The sequence below is a fragment of the Streptomyces sp. ITFR-21 genome (genome assembly GCF_031844685.1).
Classification (GTDB): domain Bacteria; phylum Actinomycetota; class Actinomycetes; order Streptomycetales; family Streptomycetaceae; genus Actinacidiphila.
The window spans coordinates 1673133-1693911 of record NZ_CP134605.1; the positions used below are offsets into that span (position 1 = coordinate 1673133).

The 20779-nt window shown below is 71.6% G+C and carries 17 protein-coding genes, 3 tRNA genes and 1 pseudogene; 14 read left to right on the forward strand and 7 right to left on the reverse strand.

Translation table 11 applies throughout. The annotated features are described in order from the left end of the window. Window positions 1-41 precede the first annotated feature (41 nt). The gene (locus RLT57_RS07465; protein ID WP_311296576.1) at window positions 42-215 is read right to left on the reverse strand and encodes a hypothetical protein; all 174 of its coding nucleotides are present in this window, start codon (window positions 213-215) and stop codon (window positions 42-44) included. Between the two features lie 521 nt (window positions 216-736). On the opposite strand from RLT57_RS07465, the pseudogene RLT57_RS07470 reads away from it, so the two are divergent. Further along, a pseudogene (locus tag RLT57_RS07470) lies at window positions 737-1138 on the forward strand (choice-of-anchor K domain-containing protein); the annotation flags it as partial. A 135-nt stretch (window positions 1139-1273) separates the two neighbouring features. On the opposite strand, the gene RLT57_RS07475 reads toward RLT57_RS07470, so the two are convergent. Then, complete coding sequence (locus RLT57_RS07475; RefSeq protein WP_311296577.1) at window positions 1274-1912, reverse strand: TetR/AcrR family transcriptional regulator C-terminal domain-containing protein; 639 nt, start codon at window positions 1910-1912, stop codon at window positions 1274-1276. Between the two features lie 237 nt (window positions 1913-2149). On the opposite strand from RLT57_RS07475, the gene RLT57_RS07480 reads away from it, so the two are divergent. Then, complete coding sequence (locus RLT57_RS07480; protein WP_311296578.1) at window positions 2150-3535, forward strand: FAD-dependent monooxygenase; 1386 nt, start codon at window positions 2150-2152, stop codon at window positions 3533-3535. Window positions 3536-3637: 102 nt separating this feature from the next. On the opposite strand, the gene RLT57_RS07485 is transcribed toward RLT57_RS07480, so the two are convergent. Beyond that, the gene (locus RLT57_RS07485) at window positions 3638-4864 is read right to left on the reverse strand and encodes an Lrp/AsnC family transcriptional regulator (RefSeq protein WP_311296579.1); all 1227 of its coding nucleotides are present in this window, start codon (window positions 4862-4864) and stop codon (window positions 3638-3640) included. Window positions 4865-5005: 141 nt separating this feature from the next. On the opposite strand from RLT57_RS07485, the gene RLT57_RS07490 reads away from it, so the two are divergent. From RLT57_RS07490 to RLT57_RS07530, 9 genes are all read left to right on the forward strand, one after another. Next, the gene (locus RLT57_RS07490) at window positions 5006-6256 is read left to right on the forward strand and encodes a M20 metallopeptidase family protein (RefSeq protein ID WP_311296580.1); all 1251 of its coding nucleotides are present in this window, start codon (window positions 5006-5008) and stop codon (window positions 6254-6256) included. Beyond that, complete coding sequence (locus RLT57_RS07495) at window positions 6253-7560, forward strand: metal-dependent hydrolase family protein (protein WP_311296581.1); 1308 nt, start codon at window positions 6253-6255, stop codon at window positions 7558-7560. Before RLT57_RS07490 ends, RLT57_RS07495 begins: the two co-directional genes overlap by 4 nt. Further along, window positions 7550-9199 carry an amidohydrolase gene (locus tag RLT57_RS07500; RefSeq protein WP_311296582.1) on the forward strand — a complete coding sequence of 550 codons (1650 nt, stop codon included), beginning with the start codon at window positions 7550-7552 and terminating at the stop codon, window positions 9197-9199. The genes RLT57_RS07495 and RLT57_RS07500 overlap by 11 nt, the downstream gene beginning before the upstream one ends. A 45-nt stretch (window positions 9200-9244) precedes the next feature. Then, a complete protein-coding gene (locus tag RLT57_RS07505) occupies window positions 9245-10204 on the forward strand; it encodes an ABC transporter permease (protein ID WP_311296583.1) in 960 nt (319 codons plus the stop codon). Further along, window positions 10201-11091, forward strand: a complete 891-nt coding sequence (locus RLT57_RS07510; RefSeq protein ID WP_311296584.1) for an ABC transporter permease — start codon at window positions 10201-10203, stop codon at window positions 11089-11091. The genes RLT57_RS07505 and RLT57_RS07510 overlap by 4 nt, the downstream gene beginning before the upstream one ends. Continuing rightward, window positions 11088-12113 carry an ABC transporter ATP-binding protein gene (locus RLT57_RS07515; protein ID WP_311296585.1) on the forward strand — a complete coding sequence of 342 codons (1026 nt, stop codon included), beginning with the start codon at window positions 11088-11090 and terminating at the stop codon, window positions 12111-12113. The genes RLT57_RS07510 and RLT57_RS07515 overlap by 4 nt, the downstream gene beginning before the upstream one ends. Continuing rightward, window positions 12110-13303, forward strand: a complete 1194-nt coding sequence (locus tag RLT57_RS07520) for an ABC transporter ATP-binding protein (RefSeq protein ID WP_311296586.1) — start codon at window positions 12110-12112, stop codon at window positions 13301-13303. Before RLT57_RS07515 ends, RLT57_RS07520 begins: the two co-directional genes overlap by 4 nt. Next, window positions 13300-14196, forward strand: a complete 897-nt coding sequence (locus tag RLT57_RS07525; RefSeq protein ID WP_311296587.1) for a polysaccharide deacetylase family protein — start codon at window positions 13300-13302, stop codon at window positions 14194-14196. The genes RLT57_RS07520 and RLT57_RS07525 overlap by 4 nt, the downstream gene beginning before the upstream one ends. A 65-nt stretch (window positions 14197-14261) precedes the next feature. Beyond that, complete coding sequence (locus RLT57_RS07530) at window positions 14262-15908, forward strand: ABC transporter substrate-binding protein (RefSeq protein WP_311296588.1); 1647 nt, start codon at window positions 14262-14264, stop codon at window positions 15906-15908. Here the strand turns inward: RLT57_RS07530 and RLT57_RS33280 are convergent. The 4 genes from RLT57_RS33280 to RLT57_RS07545 all read right to left on the reverse strand — a co-directional run bounded on the left by RLT57_RS33280 (window position 15859) and on the right by RLT57_RS07545 (window position 16633). Continuing rightward, entirely contained in the window at window positions 15859-16221 is a 363-nt protein-coding gene (locus RLT57_RS33280; RefSeq protein ID WP_399128231.1) for a transposase, read from the reverse strand. The genes RLT57_RS07530 and RLT57_RS33280 overlap by 50 nt on opposite strands. Further along, window positions 16194-16270: transfer RNA gene (locus RLT57_RS07535), tRNA-Ile, on the reverse strand. The genes RLT57_RS33280 and RLT57_RS07535 overlap by 28 nt, the downstream gene beginning before the upstream one ends. A 212-nt stretch (window positions 16271-16482) precedes the next feature. Beyond that, window positions 16483-16555 (reverse strand) — tRNA-Asn (locus RLT57_RS07540). 5 nt (window positions 16556-16560) lie between these two features. Next, window positions 16561-16633, reverse strand: a tRNA-Asn gene (locus RLT57_RS07545). Between the two features lie 178 nt (window positions 16634-16811). Between RLT57_RS07545 and RLT57_RS07550 the strand changes: the two genes are divergently transcribed. From RLT57_RS07550 to RLT57_RS07560, 3 genes are all read left to right on the forward strand, one after another. After that, on the forward strand, window positions 16812-17105 hold the full coding sequence (locus tag RLT57_RS07550) for a YtxH domain-containing protein (RefSeq protein WP_311296589.1): 294 nt from the start codon (window positions 16812-16814) through the stop codon (window positions 17103-17105). A gap of 155 nt (window positions 17106-17260) precedes the next feature. Further along, window positions 17261-18706 carry an FGGY family carbohydrate kinase gene (locus tag RLT57_RS07555; RefSeq protein WP_311296590.1) on the forward strand — a complete coding sequence of 482 codons (1446 nt, stop codon included), beginning with the start codon at window positions 17261-17263 and terminating at the stop codon, window positions 18704-18706. 335 nt (window positions 18707-19041) lie between these two features. Then, window positions 19042-20778, forward strand: coding sequence for an ABC transporter ATP-binding protein (locus tag RLT57_RS07560; RefSeq protein WP_311296591.1), 1737 nt, complete (start codon window positions 19042-19044; stop codon window positions 20776-20778). Window position 20779: the final 1 nt, after the last annotated feature.

Below are 20779 nucleotides of genomic sequence, written 5' to 3' on the forward strand. Positions count from 1 at the left end.
CGCCGATCCATGCCGCGCCGATCCATGCCGCGCCGCGGATGTCAGCGCCCGGAACGCCGGCCGGAGCCGAGCCGCCGCAAGCCCAGGAAGACCATCTCGGCGGCGAACACCACGATGCCGATGATCAGCAGGTAGAACAGGCCGTGGGCGATGACGCCGATGAGGAACAGCGCGAGCGCGACGAGGACCACCAGCAGAGCGAGGTAAAGGAACATAGCGCGGGTGCCTCCTCAAAGCGGACGGCCGACGCCCGGCAGGAACGCGGCCCGTCTGCTCTCCAGCCTCCGCCCCGTCGCCCGCCGCCGCCACTCGCGGGCTCAGCGGCGCTCAGGGTGCTCCCGGGCCCAGGAGGCGGCGAGTCACCCCAGCTCGGCGCCCTATGACGCCGGCCGGGCGGCCGACCCGGCGGCCCGTACTGGCGTGTACCCGACATATTGTGCCCAGCCGGGCCATTCGCACGGCGGTGGCGGGGCGGTCAAGGGCGTCCGACCGGCCACAGGCGCGCCTTCAGGTCACACCGTCGGACCACCACCCACGCTGAGCGCCGGCGGCCCTACGGTTCGTGACCGCGTCTCTTCCTCGGGGGCGCAAGAGCCGCCGTCGCGCCGGAGACCGGGGTCGACCCGCCGCCGGCCGCCCGAGCAGGAAGCGACACGACGTATGTCCACTGTCACCAGGACAGGCACCTGACCTTCGATGACCGCCCGCCCGCCCGACCGACCGCGAAGGGCTCACCACCAGCAACGTCCGCTGGGGAATCCCCGCGGGCGGTGGCAAGAGCGGCTACGTGTTCACCGGCAGAACCACCGATGTGGTCACCGACGGCACCGAGTTCGTGATCGGCACGTTCACCCGGCAGAACTTCCCGATCCAGTCCAACGGCGTCAACCGGTTCGAGGTCGACCTGTCGGTCAACGTCACCTTCGAGAGCGGCCTCTCCAAGGACTTCAGCTTCCGGTTCCGCCGGCGCAACGAACTCCCCGGACCGCGTCACTCCCGTCTGGCACCTGACGTCCGAATGCCGGGGGCCACTGCCGTCCGTATCCAGGTGGTCGCACGTCCACACGAGGGCGCCGATCGGCACGGCGGGCTCCAGCCCTTCTTGCCTTCCACCTCGCTCAGCAGTCCCCGCAGGTAGGACACCCATCCGCCGCCTCGGCTCCACCCGCCAGAACCGGCCTGCGAACCGCGCCACGGAGTCACCGGACAGAACTGATTACTCGTCAGCTATCCGTCCCGGCACGAAGTGGTCAACGACGCCACACACTCCACGTCACGGAGTGCCGTTGCAGTACTGGGGCGCGTAGGGGGTGGCGAGCTCGTGGCGGATTCCGTTGAGGAAGAGCCGCAGGCCGTAGGCGAAGCGCTCCTGCGGGTCAGCGTCGAAGGCCGAGAAAGCGACGTCGTCCGCGAGTGCGGCGAAGGCCTCCATCCTCCGCGGCCACGAGCCGCCGTCGACCAGGTCCGCGCGAGCCTGCTCCTCGATCGTGTGGCCGATCACGTACTGACTGACCGCCATGACCGCCCATGCCGCCTGCCGGGGCGGCAGCCCGGCTTCGCGGAGCAGGGCGGCGGAGGTGTTGCCGAACAGGACGGTGTGAGCCTCGGCCGTGTACGCGCCGGCCACGACGCGGGCGCCGTCGCGGTGGCGCAGCAGAGCGTGCCGGAGCCGGCCGGCTAGGACCAGACCGCGCTCGTCCCAGGGCCCGGGTTCCAGTGTGAGGTCGATCGACTCCAGGATGCGCTCGGCCATGGCGTCCAACAGAGCCTGCTTGCAGGAAAAATGCCGGTACAGCGCGCTGGCTCGTACCCCCAGCGCTTCACCGAGTCTGCGCATGGTCAGGCCGTCCAGGCCCGTCTCGTCCAGCAGCGCCAGTGCTCCGTCGACCACGTTCGCCTTCCGCAGCAGCATCCCGCCCGCTTCCCATCGTCGTGCGCGGCCCGGCCGGTGCCGGGCCGGTCTGCGACAGATCCTCCGGGAGTCGGTTGACACCCGGCTGCACCCATCCTAACGTGAACGATGTTCACCGTGAACAATGTTCACCGACGGGCACACCCATGCCGGTGCCAAGCCGCGGGTGCCCGGCACCGCGACCAGGAAAGACCGGGCGGCGGTCCGGTCACGTCCAATGATCGGAAGGAACCCCTTGTGCGAGTTCTCATCGCGGGCGGCGGGCCGACCGGCCTCACGCTGGCCATTGACCTGGCCCGACGCGGCGTGGAGGTACGCGTCGTCGACAAGGCCGACGGCTTCTTCCGCGGATCGCGCGCGGACACGATCCAGCCGCGCACGCTGGAGGTCTTCGATGATCTGGGGGTGGTGGACGCCGTCCTCGACGCGGGTTGTCTTCCGCCGGCCTACCGAGTCCACCTCGACGGCGACGCGGTCGAGGAACGCCGGATGGCAGAGCTGCGCGCACCCCGGCCCGACCAGCCCTACCCCAACCCCTGGACGCTCGGTCAGTCGCAGCTCGAAGGCATACTCCGTTCCCGGCTCGCCGAACTCGGGACGCGGGTGGAGCTCGCGACGGAGCTGGTCGGCCTGGAGCAGGACAAGCACGCGGTGACCGCGCGCTTCCAGACGGGCGAGACCGCGCGCTTCGACTACCTGGTCGGGGCCGACGGCGGTGCCAGTACCGTACGCAAGGCGACCGGGATCGCCTTCCCCGGCACCACCGACGAGACCTTCCGGCTCGTGATCGGCGACGTGCACGCACCGGGCCTCGACCCGGCCATCGGCCACTGGTTCGCCGCCGCCACCAGCCCCATGACCGGCGTGGCGATGACCCCGCTGCCCGGCACCGGCATGTTCCAGCTCAACACCGCCATCGGCACGGGCGAGGACGCCTCCCTGACCACCATGCAGACCGCCCTCGACGGATTCTCCGCCGGCGTGCACCTGACCGGCTGCCACTGGGCCACCGTGTGGCGCCCGAACATCAGGCTCGCCGAACGATTCCGCGCCGGGCGCGTCTTCCTGGCCGGCGACGCCGCACACGTCCACCCGCCCACCGGCGGCCAGGGGATGAACACCGGCATCCAGGACGCCTACAACCTCGGCTGGAAACTGGCCGCACAGACCCTGCTGGACAGCTACGAGACCGAACGCAAAGCCGTGGCGGCCACCGTCCTCAAGGTGAGCGACGACCTCCTGCGGCAGTACGCCGCCGGCCACGCCGAAGCCCACCAGCGCGGCGAGGAGCACCTCGGCCTCCACATCAGCTACCGCACGCAGACCGCACCCGGCGCCCTCGCCCCCGGCGACCGCGCCCCCGACGCGCCGGTCCAGGACCCCACCGGCAAGCGGATCCGGCTGTTCGACCTCTTCCGCGGCCCGCACGCGACCCGGCTCGTCTTCGGCGCGCCCGCACCGGACACGGACCACTCCTACGCCGTCCTGCGCCCCGGCGACGACCCGGCCGGCTGCTCCCGCTACGTCATCGACACCGATGGCAACGCCTTCACCGCGTACAGCGTGCTCAACGCGCCAGCCGACGGCCACATCCTCGTCCGCCCCGACGGCCACCTGGCCTAGCGGGGGCGGGCGGACGGTTCCGTGCCGAGGCCGGCCCCCAGGTCGTCGTCGACCAGTTCCGGGGCGCGGTGAACCACCGCCTGCTGATACCCGGCGAGCCCATCACGGCGACGTTCGTCGACGCGCTGCCGGACAACCTGTGCAGCGGCATTCCCGCCCCCGGGAACCGGGCCGAGCAGCCAGAACGGGGACGGGGCGCCGAGCCCACCGGTGGCGGCGACCCGCCCGGCTGGCCGCACGAGACCGGCGCCCACCCGGGCGACCCGCTGCTCGCCCGCCCGATCGACCTCCGCGAGGGACCGGTAACGAGCCGATGGAAAGGACGCCGTGCTCGGTGAGGTCGTCCCAGAAGTTGACCGGGACGTGGCCGACGGCGCGGCCCTGTTCGTCGAGGAGGCGGCCCATGCGTTTGACGGTGCGCAGCACGATGAGGCGGTCGACGACCTGGACCTGGGGGAGTTTCGCGGCCATCGCCAGTTCCAGCCGGTGAACCTCCTCCACCGTGCGCAGCCAGGTGCCCAGCATCAGACTCGACTCAGCGGCGACGGTGGCGCACAGGCGGGCCTGGCGCAGCCGGCTCAGTGCCTGGGCGCTGTCGACGCGGGCGTCGACCGGGGCGTTCGCCCACAGGTACGCCTGGACGGGCCATCCGCACACCGCCGCCGCGACATCGGCGCGCGGCAGGATGACGCCCGAGGCCAGCAGGTATTCGACCTGGCGGCGGGCGGTGGTCGGGCTGACGCCGGCCCGCTCGGCGAGTTCGGCGTAGGAGGCGCGCCCGTCGTGTGACAGATGCGTCAGCATCGTCTTGAGCGTATCGGTGAGGGCGAGTGGTGTGTCGCCCGGCCGCCGGGCGGGCCGGTCGTCACGCCGCTGGTCGAGCAGCGTCGCCGCGCGCGGCGCCAGATCGCCGAGCCGCCATACCGAGCCCTCGGCGTACAGCCGGGTGGCGAACCAGACCCTGGTGGTCAGCACGTGCTCCACCTGGCCGAGGTGTTCCAGCAGGTAGTGGGACATCGTGGTGAGGTCGGCCGCCGCGACGGTGACCAGGATGTCCGCCCGGCCCGAGGTCAGCTCCACGTTGAGCGCCGGCGGGTGGGTGGCCAGTTCCCGGGCGACCCGCATGCGGTGCGCGGGGTGGCAGGTGATCTCCACGTAGGCCAGGCACTGCGCGTTGCGCTGAGCCATGCCGGGACCGACGGTGACCCATGCGATGCCGTTCTCCGTGAGGTGCCGCCAGCGGCGGGCCGCGGTCGCGGGGGTGATGCCGAGCGCCGCGCCCAGCGCGGACCAGGAGATGCGGGGCGCTATCTGCAGGGCATCGATCAAGAGCCGCTCACCATCGGTGAGAGTGATTGATTTCGACAATTTCACCACCCAAAAAAGTGATTTCTGCACATGTAACATCCCGGTGATTCTTCGGATCCTAGCCTCATCCGCACCCCGTCAGCCCTACAGACAGGTACGGACATGGCTTCTCAGCAGGCCCTTCGCACAGCTGCGGCCGACCTCGCGCCGCAGCTCACGGCCTTGCGGCAGCGGTTGCACCGACATCCGGAGATCGGTCTGGAGCTTCCCAGGACCCAGCAGACGCTGCTGGGCGAACTCGACGGACTCGGTCTGGAGATCTCCACCGGCAAGGCACTCAGTTCGATCACCGCGGTCCTGCGCGGACCGGAATCCGCGCGAGCCACCGTACTGCTGCGGGCCGACATGGACGGGCTGCCGGTGACGGAGGCGAGCGGAGTCGCGTTCGCCAGCGAGATCGACGGGGCGATGCACGCCTGTGGCCACGATCTGCACATGGCCATGCTGGTGGGGGCCGCGCGCCTGCTGTCGGAGCACCGGGAGGCGCTGCGCGGGGATGTGGTCTTCATGTTCCAGCCCGGTGAGGAGGGCTGGGACGGCGCCGGCCTGATGATCGACGAGGGCGTACTCGACGCCTCCGGCCGGCGGGCCGACGCGGCGTACGGCATGCACGTGATGGCGGCGAAGTACCCGCGGCGGACCTTCGGGACCCGGCCCGGCACGCTGATGGCCGCCAGCGACTGGCTGGGGGTGACCGTGCACGGCCGGGGCGGCCACGGCTCCGCGCCGCACAACGGGCGCGACCCGGTGACCGCGGCGGCTGCCATGGTGACCGCGCTCCAGACCATGGTCACCCGGCGTTTCGACATCTTCGACCCGGTGGTGGTGACCGTCGGCTCCTTCCACGCCGGCACCCGGCGCAACATCATCCCCGACACCGCGCACTTCGACGCGACCATACGGACCTTCTCCGAGCCGGCCAGGGAGCGTATCCGCTCGGAGGCGCCGCGGCTGTGCGCGGAGATCGCCGCGGCCCATGGCATGGCGGCGGAGGTGGAGTACAACGACGAGTACCCGGCGACGGTCAACGACGCGGTGCACGCCGAGTTCGCCCGGCAGGTGGTCACCGACGTCTTCGGCGACGCCGGCTACCGGGGTATGGCGCATCCGGAGGCCGGGGCGGAGGACTTCTCCCGGGTGCTGGACGCGGTGCCCGGCTGCTACCTCATGCTCGGCGCGGCCACCGGTGACCCGGCGGGCAGCCCGGACAACCACAGCCCGCGCGCCACGTTCGACGACGCCGTGCTGCCCTTGGGCGCCCTGCTGCACGCCGAGCTGGCCGTCAGATCGCTCGCGCGGGACGACGCCGCGGCGGCCGGCTCCGCCGGACCGGCGGAAGGCGGCCGCTCATGACCTCCGTACCCAACGGCCGGCCGGTGCCCCGCCGTACCGTGCTGCACGGCGGCTCCGTCTTCGACGGCACCGGCAGCGCCCCCGTCCCCGCCGACGTCGTGCTGGCCGACGGCCGCATCGTCGAGGTCGGCACCGGGCTCGACGGAGACGACGGCGTGGACATCAGCGGGCAGACGGTCCTGCCCGGCTTCTTCGACTGCCACGTCCACCTCACCACAGCCGGCGTCGACGTCATGCGCCGGATCAACCAGCCGTTCAGCTACGAGTTCTTCCAGGCCGGCCGGCATCTCAAGGCGACCCTGGACGTCGGCGTCACCACCGTGCGGGACGCCGGCGGCGCCGACGCCGGGCTGCGCGAGGCGGTGCGCGACGGGCTGATCGAGGGCCCCCGCACGCTGCTCGCGATCAGCATCATCGGCCAGACCGGCGGCCACAGCGACGGCCTGCTGCGGTCCGGTTACGACCTGCGCCTGTCGCAGCCGCACCCCGGCCGGCCCAGCGGTCTCGCCGACGGACCCGACGAGATGCGCCGGGTGGTCCGGCAGATGATCCGGGCCGGCGCCGACGTGATCAAGGTCTGCTCGACCGGCGGGGTGCTCTCTCCCGACGACGACCCGCGGCACGCCCAGTTCGGGCGGGACGAACTGACCGTAGCGGTGGCCGAGGCGGAGGCCGCGGGGCTCTCGGTGATGAGCCACGCCCAGGGGCCGGTGGGCATCAAGAACGCCCTGCTGTCCGGAGTCCGCTCCATCGAGCACGGCATCTACCTGGACGATCAGGCCATCGAGCTGATGCTGGAATCCGGCGCCTGGCTGGTGCCGACCCTGTCCGCCCCGCTGGCCGTCATCGAGGCCGCCGCTGCGGGCGTCCAGCTGGCCCCCTCGGTGGTGCGCAAGGCCGTCGAGGTCGCCGAGGCGCACCAGGACTCGGTGCGCAGGGCCGCGCTCGCCGGGGTCCGGATCGCCATGGGCACCGACAGCGGTGTCGGCCCGCACGGCGACAACCTGCGCGAACTGGGCCTGATGGCCGGCTGCGGGATGAGCCCGGCCGACGTGCTCCACGCCGCGACCGGCAGCGCCGCCGAACTGTGCGGCCTCGCGGACGTCGCCGGGCGCGTGGCACCGGGCCTCGCGGCCGATCTGGTGGTCGTCGACGGCGACCCGTACGAACTGACCGGCATAGCCGACCACGTCGCCCAGGTCTGGCAGGGCGGACGGCGGGTGGTCCGCACCACCCGCACCCCGTCCGTACCGGCCGCGAACGAGATGGCGACCGCGAACGAGGAGTCCGCCCATGCCAGGTGACCTGCTGCTGGCCAACGCCACGGTCATCGCCCTCGACCCCGATGTCCCGCCCACCGCCAACGCCATCGGCATCCGGCGCGGCCGGATCGCCTGGGTCGGCGACGTCAAGGACGCGCCGCACGCCTTCGGCGGCAACCACCGCGAGGTGGACCTCGGCGGCGCCACCGTCGTGCCCGGGTTCAACGACGCGCACCAGCACGTGATCACCCTCGGGTACTGGATGTCCCAGATCGACTGCCGCCACCCCGCGGTCCGCTCCATCGCCGAGCTGACCCGCGCGGTCGCGGAGCGCGCGGCGGCCACCGAACCGGGGCAGTGGGTGCTCGGCCGGGGGTACGACGACAACAACCTGCACGAGCACCGGCACCCGACCCGCCAGGACCTCGACGCGGTCAGCCCGCACCACCCGGTGATGATCCGCAACGTCAGCGGCCACATGAGCGTGGCCAACTCCGTCGCGCTGCGGCAGGCGGGCATCACCCGGCACACCCCGAGCCCCTTCGGCGGCCACATCGCCACCGACGCCGACGGCGAGCCGACCGGGCTGCTCCAGGAGAAGGCACAGGACCTGCTCGGGGTGCCGTTCCTGCCGCAGGACAAGTCCCTACTGCGCGAGTATCTGCGCGTCGGGGGCCGGGCGTGCCTGGCGGCAGGCATCACCAGCGGCCAGGAAGCGGGGATCTTCAGCCCGCCGGAGTTCTCGGTCTTCCAGGAGGCGTGGGCCGACGAAACCCTCGCGCTGCGGACGTACATGATGATCCGCACCCCCTTCCTGGAAGCGCTGGAAGGACTCGGCCTGTTCACCGGCTTCGGCGACGACCGGCTGCGGGTCGGCTCGATCAAGGCCATCTCGGACGGGTCGCTGATCGGCCGGACGGCAGCGGTCTGCCACCCGTACGAGGACGCGCTGCGGGAATCGTCGGCGGTCGGTGACGCCCCCGCGGACAACGAACTGGGCCTGGCCATGTTCACCCAGGACGAGCTGGACGACATCGTCTGGCGCGGTCACAGCAACGGCTGGCAGATGGCGATCCACGCCATCGGCGACCGTGCGATCGACATGTGCCTGGACGCGTACGAGAGCGCGCTGCGCCGGGCACCGCGGCCCGACCACCGGCACCGCATCGAGCACTGCGGGGTCATGCGCCAGGACATCATCGAGCGGATGGCCCGGATGGGCGTGATCCCGGTGAGCCAGCCGCCGTTCATCGCCGAGTTCGGCGACGGCTTCCTGCGCCACCTGGGGCCCGAGCGCTGCCGGCTGACCTATCCGCTCGGATCACTGCTGCGGGCCGGGATCCCGGTGGCCGGCAGCAGCGACTCGCCCGTCTCCTCGTACCAGCCGCTGATCGGCATCCAGGCGGCCGTCACCGAACTCACCGCGAACGGCGACCCGTTCGCACCCGCCGAGGCGCTGACCTTCGACGAAGCGCTCGCCCTTTACACCCGCAACGCCGCCCACGCCTCCTTCGACGAGAAGAAGAAGGGCTCGGTCACCGTCGGCAAGTACGCCGACCTGACGGTGCTGCGCGACGACCCGCGAACGGTCCCGGCCACGACGATCTCGCAGATCGGCGTCGCGGCCACGATTCTCGGAGGTGAAATCGTTCATGAGGCAACGACCACAGCGCCCTGCTGACCCGGCACGGCGCCGCGGAGCCGAGCGCTCGCAGGGAGCCGCGCGATGAACGCCCGGCTGGCCTACGCGCTCCGCAGAGTGCTGCTCACCGTGCCCGTGCTCCTCGCGACGAGCGTCTTCGTCTTCCTGCTGATCCGGCTGGTGCCCGGCGATCCGGTCCGCACCATGCTCGGCATCCGGGCCACCCCGACCACCGTCGCCACCGTCCGCGACCAGCTCGGTCTTGACCACTCGCTGCCCGAGCAGTACTGGATGTGGCTCACCGGGATCTTCCACGGCGACCTGGGCACGGACTTCGTCAGCCACGAGCCCATCACCCGGCTGCTGGGCGTGGCGTTGCCGGTCACCCTCGAACTGACCGTGCTGGCGATGCTGCTCGCGCTGCTGGCCGGTGTGCCGCTGGGAGTGCTGGCCGCCACCCGCGGCGGCTGGAGCCGCAAGCTCACCGGCGGGTTCGTGATCGGCGCCATCAGCATCCCGGACTTCTGGCTCGGCCTGATGCTGGTCCTGGTCTTCACCGGGGTCTTCAACCTGCTGCCACCCACCGGGTACGTGGCGCTGACCACCGACCCCGTGCAGAACATCCGGTACATGATCCTGCCGGTGCTGACCCTGGCGACCGGTCAGAGCGCGTACATCCTGCGCACCACCCGGGCCGCCATGCTCGGCACGCTGGGCGAGCCGTTCGTCGCCTTCCTGCGGGCCAAAGGACTGCGGGAGCGGTCGGTGGTCGCGGTGCACGCGCTGCGCAACTCCTCCGGGCCGATCGTGACCGTCACCGGCATCCAGTTCGGTGTGCTGCTCGGCGGCGCCATCGTCATCGAGACCCTGTTCGCCCTGCCCGGCGTCGGGCGGCTCGTCGTCACCGCCATCAGCCAGCGCGACTACGTGGTGGTGCAGGGCGGCGTCCTGGTGGTCGCCTGCCTGTTCATCGTGGTCAACCTGCTCACCGACCTCGTTCACGGGCTGCTCGACCCGCGGGTGGAAGAGGCGGTGGCGCGATGACCGCCGTGGACCAGCGCCGGACGAAACCGGTGCCCGCCCGCACCCTGCTCGGCGGCAGCGCGCGGCTGAGCCGGCGGCTCGGCGGCCGGGAGGGCGTGATCGGGTGGTCGCTGCTGGCGGTGCTGGTGCTGATCGCCCTGCTCGCTCCGCTGCTCGCCCCGCACAGTGCCGAGGCGATCGACGACTCCCGGGTGTTCGGGTCGCCCACTGCCGCGCACCCGCTCGGCTCCGACGACCTCGGACGCGACGTGCTCAGCCGCATCCTGTTCGCCTACCGGGTCTCGCTCGGCATCGCGGTCGGCTCCGTGGTGCTGGCGATGCTCATCGGCATCCCGCTCGGTGTGCTCGCCGGATACGCCGGCGGCTGGGTGGATCTGGTGCTGATGCGAGCCGTCGACCTGCTGCTGGCCTTCCCGGCCCTGCTGCTGGCCATCTCGCTGATCGCGATCCTCGGTCCCGGCAGCGGCGTCGCCCTGCTGGCGATCGCGGTGATCTACATACCGATCATGGCCCGGGTGGTACGCGGTTCCGTACTGGTGGTGCGGAACCAGCCGTATGTCGCCGGGGCCAGGACCCGGGGCGTGTCGCACCTGCGGATCGTGTGGGGCCACGTGCTGCCCAACTCCATCGGGCCGGCGCTGGTGCAGGCCAGCGTGCTGACCGCGTTCGCCATCATCATCGAGGCGTCGCTGTCCTTCCTCGGCCTCGGTGCCCAACCGCCCACCCCCGAACTCGGCCTGATGCTCGCCGAGGGCAACAACTACCTGACCCAGGCGCCGTGGGTGGAGATCTTCCCCGGCCTGGCGATCTCGCTGACCGTCTTCGCCTTCAACATGATCGGCGACGGACTGCGGCGCGGCTTCGACCCCTACGGGATGGCGCGATGAACGAGACGCTGGTGCAGTTCCGTTCGGTCGGTGTCCGGTACGCGTCCGGCGCCGGCGAGGTCTCCGCCGTGCGAGACGTCTGCCTCGACCTCCACAGCGGTGAGACCTTCGGCCTGGTGGGGGAGTCCGGCTGCGGCAAGACCACCCTGGCCATGGGCCTGATGGGGCTGCTGCCGCCGGCCGCCCGGGTCGACGGCGACATCGTCTTCCAGGGCCGCGAGCTGGGATCGCTGCCGGAGTCCGAGCGACGGGCGCTGCGCGGCGACCGGATGAGCATGGTCTTCCAGGACCCGGCCACCTCGCTCGACCCTGCCTTCGGCATCGGCGGCCAGATCGCCGAGACGATCCGCGCCCACCGCGGCGTCGGGCGCAAGGAGAGCAAGGCGCGGGCGCTGGAGCTGCTGCGGCAGGTCGGTATCCCGGCCGCCGAGCAGCGGTACTTCGACCCGCCGCACCGGCTCAGCGGCGGGATGCGGCAGCGGGTGGTGATCGCCGCCGCGCTCGCCAACCAGCCGGCGCTGCTGCTCGCCGACGAACCCACCACGGCGCTCGACGTCACCATCCAGGCACAGATCCTCGACCTGCTGCGCGACCTCCAGCGGCAGCACGGCACCACCATCCTGCTGATCGCCCACGACCTCGGGGTAGTGGCGCAGATCTGCGACCGGGTGGGCGTGATGTACGCCGGGCAGCTGGTCGAAGTCGCACCGGTCGCCGAGTTGTTCGCCCGTCCCGAACACCCCTACACCCGGGCCCTGCTGGACGCGCTGCCCGGCAAGACCCGCACCGCCGGCCCGCTGCGGGTCGTCGCCGGCGAGGTGCCCGACCTCGCCGACCCACCGTCGGGCTGCCGGTTCAAGGACCGCTGCCCGCAGCGCACCGGCGACTGCGACCGGACCCCGCCGCTGGCCGACGCCGGAGCCGGCCGGCGGATCGCCTGCTGGCTGTCCCCGGCGACCCGCGCGGCAGCCGCCCGGCAGGCGCCCGGAAAGTCCCCGACCCCGGTAGGTGAGCTGAGTTGACCGATCAGACGACCGATCAGACGACCGATCAGGCGACGGAGCAGGCGACGGAGCAGAAGACGTCCCGCCCGCTGCTGGAAGTGGACGGCGTGGTCAAGCGCTTCCCGGTCCGGCGCGGACTGTTCGGGTCCGGCGCCTGGGTGCACGCGGTCGAGGGCGTGGACCTCACCGTGGGACGCGGCGAAGTCGTCTCCCTCGTCGGCGAGTCGGGCTCCGGCAAGAGCACCCTCGGCCGCTGCGTCACAGGGATGTCCGCACCCACCGCAGGCCGGATCCGGTTCGACGGTGAGGACATCACCGGCACGGACGGGCCCGGCGGCCGCCGTACGGCCCGTACCGCCCGGCAGTCCTTCCGGCGCCGCGTGCAGCCGGTCTTCCAGGACCCACGCGGCTCCCTCGACCCGCGCTGGAGCGTCGAACGCACCATCCGCGAGCCGCTGAACGCCTACCGGGTCGGCACCCCGGCCGAACGGACCGTCCGCGTCGCGGAGTTGATGGCCCTGGTGGGCCTCGGCAAGCATCTCGCCGAGCGCCGCCCGCGAGAACTGTCCGGCGGGCAGCAGCAACGCGTCGCCATCGCGGCGGCGCTCGCTCTGGGACCCGATCTGATCGTCGCCGACGAACCGGTCTCCGCCCTGGACGTGTCGGTGCAGGCACAGATCCTCAACCTGCTCGCCGAACTGCGCTCCGAACTGGGCGTCGCACTGCTCTTCATCGCGCACGACCTGTCGGTGGTCGAGCACATCTCGGACCGGGTCGCCGTGATGTACCTCGGGCGGATCGTCGAGACCGGAACCGTCGCGGAGATCTTCAGCCGGCCTCGGCACCCCTACACCCGGGCGCTGATCGACTCCATTCCGCGTCCCGACCCGGCCCAGCGGATGTCTGCGGTCCGCCTGACCGGGGAGATCCCGAGCCCGGTCACCCCGCCGTCCGGGTGCCGCTTCCACCCCCGCTGCCCGGTCGCCGTCGACAGGTGCGCCACCCACGAACCGCCCACCGTCACCTTCGGCCCTGGCCACCGGGCCGACTGCCACGTCCTCACCGACGCGGACGCCGCGCACCCGGCCGTCCGACCCGCCGCCCCCTTCACGGCCGCGGACCCCGCCGCCCTCCTAACGGCCGCGGACCCCGCCGCCCCCGCCCAGCCGGCCATCCACCGCGCCGCCCCCAGCAAGGAGATGTCATGACCGACCAGCCCGCTCCCACCACGGCCGACCTCAGCGCGGTCCCGCCGGCACCCGGCGCCGCACGGTCCGGCGCCGAGGGCCGCCGCGTCGCGGTCTCCCTCACCTTCGACTTCGACGCCGAGTCGGCGTGGCTCGGCTCCTTCAAGACCGACACCCCCTCCGCCCTGTCCCGCGGCGCCTACGGCGCCAACGAGGGAGTGGGCCGGATCCTCACCCTGCTGGAGAAGTACCGGCTCCCCGCCACCTTCTTCATCCCCGGCGACACCGCCGACCGGCACCCGCAGGAGACCAAGGCGATAGCCGCCGCGGGCCACGAGATCGGCCACCACGGTTACCTCCACGAGCCCCCGCCCGGCCTCACCGAGAGCGAGGAGCGGGAGATGATCGAGCGCGGCATCGACGCCCTCGAACGCCAGGTGGGACAGCGCCCGCGCGGCTACCGCTCCCCGGCCTGGGAACTGTCCCACAACACCTATCCGCTGCTGGCCGAGTACGGCATCGAGTACGACGCCAGCCAGCTCGGCGCCGACCGGCCCCACTGGGTGCACGACAAGGACGCACGCACCGACATCGTCGAAGTGCCGGGCGCCTGGGAGCTCTGCGACTCCTCGCTGTTCATGTTCGCCTTCTCGCCGCACTACCTGGCAGGCATGTCGTCACCGCACAAGGTCCAGGACATGTGGTGCGGCGACTTCGACGGCATGTACGCGGAGAGCAGCGACGCCTGCTTCGTACTGACCATGCATCCGCAGATCATCGGCCGGCACCACCGTCTGCAGATGCTGGAGCGCGTCATCCGGCACATCTGCCAGTTCGAGGGCGTGTGGTTCGCCCAGATGGGAGAGATCGCCGACGACTTCCGGGCCCGCCAGTCGGCCGGCCCGGCGAGCTGATCCGCCCGGCCGCTCTCCCCCTCCTCTCCTTCTCCTTCCGCCCAACGCCCTCAACAGGAGCTGTCATGTCCCCCGAGAAGAACGACAACGCACGTGCCGAATCACTCGCCAACGGCTTCCTGTCCGGACGGATCAGCAGACGCGACCTGTTCCGGCGGTCCGCCGCACTCGGCGGCGGCGCGATCGCCGCGACGACGCTCGGCTCGCTGCTGACCGCCTGCGGCCCCAACGACTCGGCGGCCGCGAAGAGTTCGGCCGCCCCGACCGGCAAGCCCGTCACCGGCGGCACCCTGACCGCGGCACTGACCGGCAACCCGTCGAGCATGGATCCGGCCGCGGCCGGCATCTACACCAGCCTTCAGGTGATCGACAACGTCTTCAGCAAGCTGATCGTGTTCGACGACAAGGGCGGCTTCGTAGGCGACCTGGCCACCTCCTGGAAGCAGAACGACCCGGTCACGTACACCTTCGACCTGGTGGACAACGCCACCTTCCACAACGGCGAGAAGTTCACCGCGGACGACGTGAAATACACCTTCGAGCGCATCGCGGACCCGAAGACCGCGTCCTCCTACGCCTCCGCCTACACCTCGATCAAGAACATCGAGGTCGTCTCGCCGACGCGGGTGATCTTCCACCTCAGCGAGCCGTTCTCGCCGCTGCTCAACAACCTCGCCCAGAACGGCGAGATCGTGAACCGCAAGGCCGTCGAGTCGTCCGACCCCACCCGCAAGCCGGTCGGCACCGGCCCGTTCAGCTTCGTCGAGTGGGTGCAGAGCGACCACATCACCCTCAAGCGCAACCCCGCGTACTTCCGTGCCGGCCAGCCCTACCTCGACACGATCGTCTTCAAGTTCCTCGCCGTCGACAAGAGCCGGGTGGAGGCACTGCAGTCGGGACAGCTCGACTGGGCGGACGCGGTGCCGCTCGACGAGCTGCGCTCGCTCAAGGCCAACCACAGCTACCGGTACGTCACTTCGGCCCGCGCGGGCATCCCCGACTTCGTCGCGATGAACACCTCCAAGGCTCCGTTCAACAACAAGGCCTTGCGGCAGGCGGTGGCCGCCGCCATCGACCGCAAGCAGATCCTGGACGTCGCCTACTTCGGGGCGGGCGAGGCCGGCACCATGGAAGTGCCCTCCGGCTCCTCGTGGTACGGCGGCACGCCCCCCTACGCGGCCGGTCCCGACCTGGACACCGCCCGCAAGAAGATGGCCGAGGCCGGGCTGTCCAAGGGACTGAGCATCACGTACCTGACACTGCCGCAGTACCCCGAACTGCAGAAGACCGCCGTGCTGGTGCGCGACCAGCTCGGCAAGATCGGCATCGACGTCAAGCTGCAGCAAACCGAAGTGACGGTGTGGTTCGACCGCTACGCCAAGGGCGACTACCAGATGACCTCCGCGTACTGGTCCGGCACGATCGACCCGGACAACTTCTACTCCACCCAGCTCGCCACCGGATCGCCCAACAACAGCACCAAGTACAGCAACCCGACCGTGGACGGTCTGATCAAGAAGGCCCGCGCCGCGTCGAGCGAGAGTGAACGCAAGTCGCTGTACGAGCAGATCCGGCAGATCGTCTGGGACGACGCGCCCCTGGTCTTCGTGCACTACGAGACCATCAACTACCTCATGCGCTCAGGTGTCTTCGGGTCCGCCATCAACCCGTCGCTGGAACTGGGCTTCGGCCACGTCTGGAAGCAGAAGTGACCGCCTGACCGCCGTCCGTCGTTTGGGCGTCCCTCGCGCCCGACGAGCCCGCCGCCCCGCCGCCCGCACCGTCTCTCGACCCGGTGTGGGCGGCGGCTCCGTCGGGGAAGTGCCCACGGGAACGGACGGCCCTGCGTCTCCGCGCGTTGACCGCCTCGATGGCGTCCGTCGAGCAGATGACGGTGCGGATCTCGACGTCGAAAGGGAAGAAGGGCACGAACCCGGCCCAGGCGTTCCCCGCAACCGGACGATCGCCGGATACTTCCTGCTTGAAGGCGACCCGCGTGGTGGGGCGGGTGGGACTCGAACCCACGACCGACGGATTATGAGTCCGCTGCTCTAACCGGCTGAGCTACCGCCCCGTGCGGCGCGCCGTGCGCGCTGTCTGCCGCAGCATAGCCGCTCATACGATCTGTCGCCCTCGCGGGTCACGGACGGGGCATCAGGTGGACGGGGCGGGCGCCGGGCGGGGGCCCGGGGGGACGGGGAAAGGGTGCGCAAGGGCACCGCGGGCGTCGGGCGGCAAGGGGAGGAGGCATGAAAAAAGGAGCCCTCGCGAGGCCCCGACCGTGCGCTCCCCCGACTGGACTCGAACCAGTAACCTGCCGGTTAACAGCCGGCTGCTCTGCCAATTGAGCTACAGGGGACCGAGCTCCCCCGACTGGACTCGAACCAGTAACCTGCCGGTTAACAGCCGGCTGCTCTGCCAATTGAGCTACAGGGGATCGCTCTGTCTGCGCCGAACACACCCGCTCGGATGTTCCCGGCAGGCGCGCGTTCGGTGCGACACATACATTAGCGCAAGTGGAGGGGTGCTCCGCCAACCACTTGTGCCGGGGTTGCCACCCGGGCGGGCAGGGTAGGCGCCGAGGAAGTCCGACAGGGACGAAGAAGGGTGGAGCCATGTACCGGCTGACGTTCATCGCAGGGGCCCTCGTCGGCTACGTGCTCGGCACGCGGGCGGGCCGGGAGCGGTACGAGCAGCTGCGCAAGGGCGCGCAGAAGATCGCGCAGAACCCCGCGGTGCGCAACACCGCGGAGAGCGCCGTGCAGCAGGGCCGCAGCGCCGCCGCCAGGGCGGCGGACTCGGTGGCCACGAGGTTCGGCGACCGGCTGCCGGACACGCTGGCGGGGAAGGTGCGGGCGCTGCGCGACGGGAACGCCCCGGCGGACGACTGGGGCACCTCGAACACCTGACCCCGACCTGGGTCCGCACCCTGTGCCGGCGCCGGCGCCTCCCCAGCGGGGGCGGGGCGCCGGCCTCCGCCGTACGGCGCGGAACACGCCCCGGCGCGATGACACGGACCCGTCCGTGAGGCGCGAGGCGCCCGAGGTGCGGCATCATCAGCGGCATGGGCAAAGTCGCGGGGATAGACAGCTCCACCACCGGCACCACCGTCGTCGTGTGCGACAGCGACACCGGAGAGGTGCTGCGGCAGGGGCACGCGCCGCACCCGATCGGGGAAGGCGAGAAGCCGACCGAGATCGACCCGCAGGCGTGGCTGCTCTCGCTCGGCGAGGCCGCCAAGAACGGCCTGCTCGAAGGGGTGCAGGCGATCGGCGTCTCCGGGCAGCAGCACGGGCTGCTGCTGCTCGACGCGGGCGGGGTGGCCGTACGGCCGGCGCTGCTGCGCGGGGACAAGCGGGCGCAGGCGCAGGCCGCGGACCTGGCCGAGGAGCTGGGCGGGGCGAGCGGCTGGATGGAGGCGGTCGGCGCGGTGCCGCAGGCCGCGTACCCGGTGGCGAAGCTGCGCTGGCTCGCGCAGCACGAACCGGCCACCGTCAAGCGGACCGCCGAGGTGCTGCTCCCCCACGACTGGCTGGTGTGGCAGCTGCTGGGCCGGCCCGCCCGCCGTACCACCGACCGCGGCGACGCCTCCGGCACCGGCTACTGGTCGGCGGCCACCGGCGAGTACCGCACCGACCTGGTGGAACGGGCCTTCGGCCACCCGGTGGGGCTGCCGGACGTACTGGCCCCGGCGGAGCCCGCCGGGCAGACGCCCGAGGGCCTGCTGATCTCGGCCGGTACCGGGGACACCATGGCCGCGGCGCTGGGCCTGGGCCTGGGGCCGGGGGACGCGGTGGTCTCGCTGGGCGCCGGCGGCACCGTGTTCGCGGTGCACCAGGAGGTGCTGAAGGACCCCACCGGTACGGTCACCGCGTTCGCCGACGCCACCGGCCGCCATCTGCCACTGCTGCACGTGCGCAACGCGGTACGGACGCTGCGGGCCACCGCCGAGCTGCTCGGTACGGACCTGGCCGGGCTCTCCGAGCTGGCGCTGCGGTCGACGCCGGGCGCGTACGGGCTGGTGCTGCTGCCGTATCTGGAGGGCGAGCGCACGCCGGACCTGCCGCACACCGCGGGCACGCTGGCCGGGCTGCGGCGGGACTCGATGAAGCCGGAGCATCTGGCGCGGGCCGCGTTCGAGGGCATGCTGTGCGGGGTCACCGACGCGCTGGACGTACTGCGCGGCAAGGGGGTGCCGGTGCGCCGGGTGTTCCTGCTGGGCGCCGCCGCGGAGCTGCCCGCGGTACGGGCGATCGCCCCGGGGCTACTGGACGCGCTGGTCGTCGTACCGCAGGCCGCCGAGTACGCGGCGATCGGCGCGGCCCGACAGGCGGCGTGGTCGCTGGGCGCGGTGCTCGGCTCCCAGTCGCAGGGCGAGCCGCCGCAGTGGCGGCAGGGCACGGCGACGCTGCTGGACCCGGGGGACGACGCGGCGGTGGGCTCCGCGGTACGGCAGCAGTACACGGCGGTGCGCGAGCACACCCACCCGGGGGCGTTCGCCGCGCTGTGACCGTCCGCGCCGCGGCGAGGGCGCCGCGCCCCGCCGCGCCCCGCCTGAGCCGTGAGCCGTGAGCCGCCGGACGCCCCGGGCCCTCCCCCGCCCCGAACATGTGCCCGGCTTCAATCATCTGCGCCCCGCCCCTGCCGGAAGATAGGGTGGCCCGCCGGCCGCTCCCGCCCGCCGTACCCGCACCTCCCGCCGGCCGCTCCCGGCTGTCCGGCCCGCCCGTGCGGGGGCCGCCGCCGCGTGCCACGTCAACCACCGGCGGGCCGCGCCGCCTCCTGACCGTCAAAATGTGCTGTGCGACCCCCGTCGTCACCCGAGGCATCCCGAGGTATCGAGTTGTGCTGATCCGACTCCTGCGGTCCCACCTGGGGCCGTACAAACGCCCCATCGGCCTGCTGGTGCTGCTCCAGCTGGTGCAGACCATAGCCACCCTGTACCTGCCCACCCTCAACGCCGACATCATCGACAACGGCGTGGTCAAGGGCGACACCGGCTACATCCTGGGCCTGGGCGGCGTCATGCTCGGGGTCACCGTGGTCCAGGTGTGCTGCGCGATCGGCGCGGTCTTCCTCGGCGCCAGGACCGCGATGGCGGTCGGCCGGGACATCCGGGCGTCCGTCTTCGACCGGGTGCAGACGTTCTCCGCCCGCGAGGTCGGCCAGTTCGGCGCGCCCTCGCTGATCACCCGCACCACCAACGACGTCCAGCAGGTCCAGACGCTGGTGCTGATGACCTTCACGCTGATGGTGTCGGCGCCGATCATGTGCGTCGGCGGCATCATCATGGCGCTCGGCCAGGACGTGCCGCTGTCCTCGCTGCTGCTGGTCGTGGTGCCGGTGCTCGGGATCTCGGTGAGCCTGATCATCCGCAGGATGCGCCCGCTGTTCCGCACCATGCAGACCCGGGTGGACACGGTGAACCGGGTGCTGCGCGAGCAGATCACCGGGATCCGGGTGATCCGGGCGTTCGTCAAGGACGAGTACGAGCAGCGCCGCTTCGGCGCGGCCAACGAGGAGCTGACGGCGGTGTCGCTGGCCACCGGCCGGCTGATGGCGCTGATGTTCCCGATCGTGATGTCGATCGTGAACATCTCCAGCGTGGCGGTGCTGTGGTTCGGCGCGCACCGGATCGACGGCGGCGGCATGCAGGTCGGCGCGCTGACGGCGTTCCTCAGCTATCTGATGCAGATCCTGATGTCGGTGATGATGGCCACCTTCATGTTCATGATGGTGCCGCGGGCCGAGGTGTGCGCCGAGCGGATAGAGGAGGTGCTGGGCACCGAGTCCAGCGTGGTGCCGCCGGCCGAACCGGTCACCAGCCTGCGGCGGCACGGCGAACTGGAGCTGTCCGGCGTCGAGTTCGCCTACCCGGGCGCCGAGGCTGCGATCCTGCGCGGGGTGGACCTGGTGGCCAGGCCCGGCGAGACCACCGCGGTGATCGGCTCCACCGGCAGCGGCAAGTCCACGCTGCTCGGCCTGATCCCGCGGCTGTACGACGCCACCGGCGGCCGAGTCCTGGTCGACGGCGAGGACGTGGCCGCGATCGAGCCGGCGCTGCTGGCCGAGACGGTGGGGCTGGTGCCGCAGAAGCCGTATCTGTTCTCCGGCACGGTCGCCTCCAATCTCCGCTACGGCAAGCCGGAGGCGACCGACGAGGAGCTGTGGCACGCGCTGGAGGTGGCGCAGGCCAAGGACTTCGTGGCGGCGCTGGAAGGTGGTCTGGACGCGCCGATCGCGCAGGGCGGCGGCAACGTCTCCGGCGGGCAGCGGCAGCGGCTGGCCATCGCCCGGGTACTGGTCCGGCGGCCGGAGATCTACCTGTTCGACGACTCCTTCTCCGCGCTGGACTACGCCACCGACGCGGCGCTGCGCCGGGCGCTGGCCAGGGAGACCGCGCGTGCCACCGTGGTGATCGTCGCCCAGCGGGTGTCCACGATCCGCGACGCGCACCGGATCGTCGTGCTGGACGAGGGCCGGGTGGTCGGCACCGGCACCCACGCCGAACTGATGCGGGACAACGAGACCTACCGGGAGATCGTGTTGTCGCAGCTGACCGAGCAGGAGGCGGCGGCATGAG

Coding starts and splice junctions, on each gene's coding strand:
- RLT57_RS07465 (WP_311296576.1), bottom strand. CDS start 215: ATGTTCCTTTACCTCGCTCTGCTGGTGGTCCTCGTCGCGCTCGCGCTG.
- RLT57_RS07475 (WP_311296577.1), bottom strand. CDS start 1,912: ATGCTGCTGCGGAAGGCGAACGTGGTCGACGGAGCACTGGCGCTGCTG.
- RLT57_RS07490 (WP_311296580.1), top strand. CDS start 5,006: ATGGCTTCTCAGCAGGCCCTTCGCACAGCTGCGGCCGACCTCGCGCCG.
- RLT57_RS07495 (WP_311296581.1), top strand. CDS start 6,253: ATGACCTCCGTACCCAACGGCCGGCCGGTGCCCCGCCGTACCGTGCTG.
- RLT57_RS07500 (WP_311296582.1), top strand. CDS start 7,550: ATGCCAGGTGACCTGCTGCTGGCCAACGCCACGGTCATCGCCCTCGAC.
- RLT57_RS07505 (WP_311296583.1), top strand. CDS start 9,245: ATGAACGCCCGGCTGGCCTACGCGCTCCGCAGAGTGCTGCTCACCGTG.
- RLT57_RS07510 (WP_311296584.1), top strand. CDS start 10,201: ATGACCGCCGTGGACCAGCGCCGGACGAAACCGGTGCCCGCCCGCACC.
- RLT57_RS07515 (WP_311296585.1), top strand. CDS start 11,088: ATGAACGAGACGCTGGTGCAGTTCCGTTCGGTCGGTGTCCGGTACGCG.
- RLT57_RS07525 (WP_311296587.1), top strand. CDS start 13,300: ATGACCGACCAGCCCGCTCCCACCACGGCCGACCTCAGCGCGGTCCCG.
- RLT57_RS07530 (WP_311296588.1), top strand. CDS start 14,262: ATGTCCCCCGAGAAGAACGACAACGCACGTGCCGAATCACTCGCCAAC.
- RLT57_RS07550 (WP_311296589.1), top strand. CDS start 16,812: ATGTACCGGCTGACGTTCATCGCAGGGGCCCTCGTCGGCTACGTGCTC.
- RLT57_RS07555 (WP_311296590.1), top strand. CDS start 17,261: ATGGGCAAAGTCGCGGGGATAGACAGCTCCACCACCGGCACCACCGTC.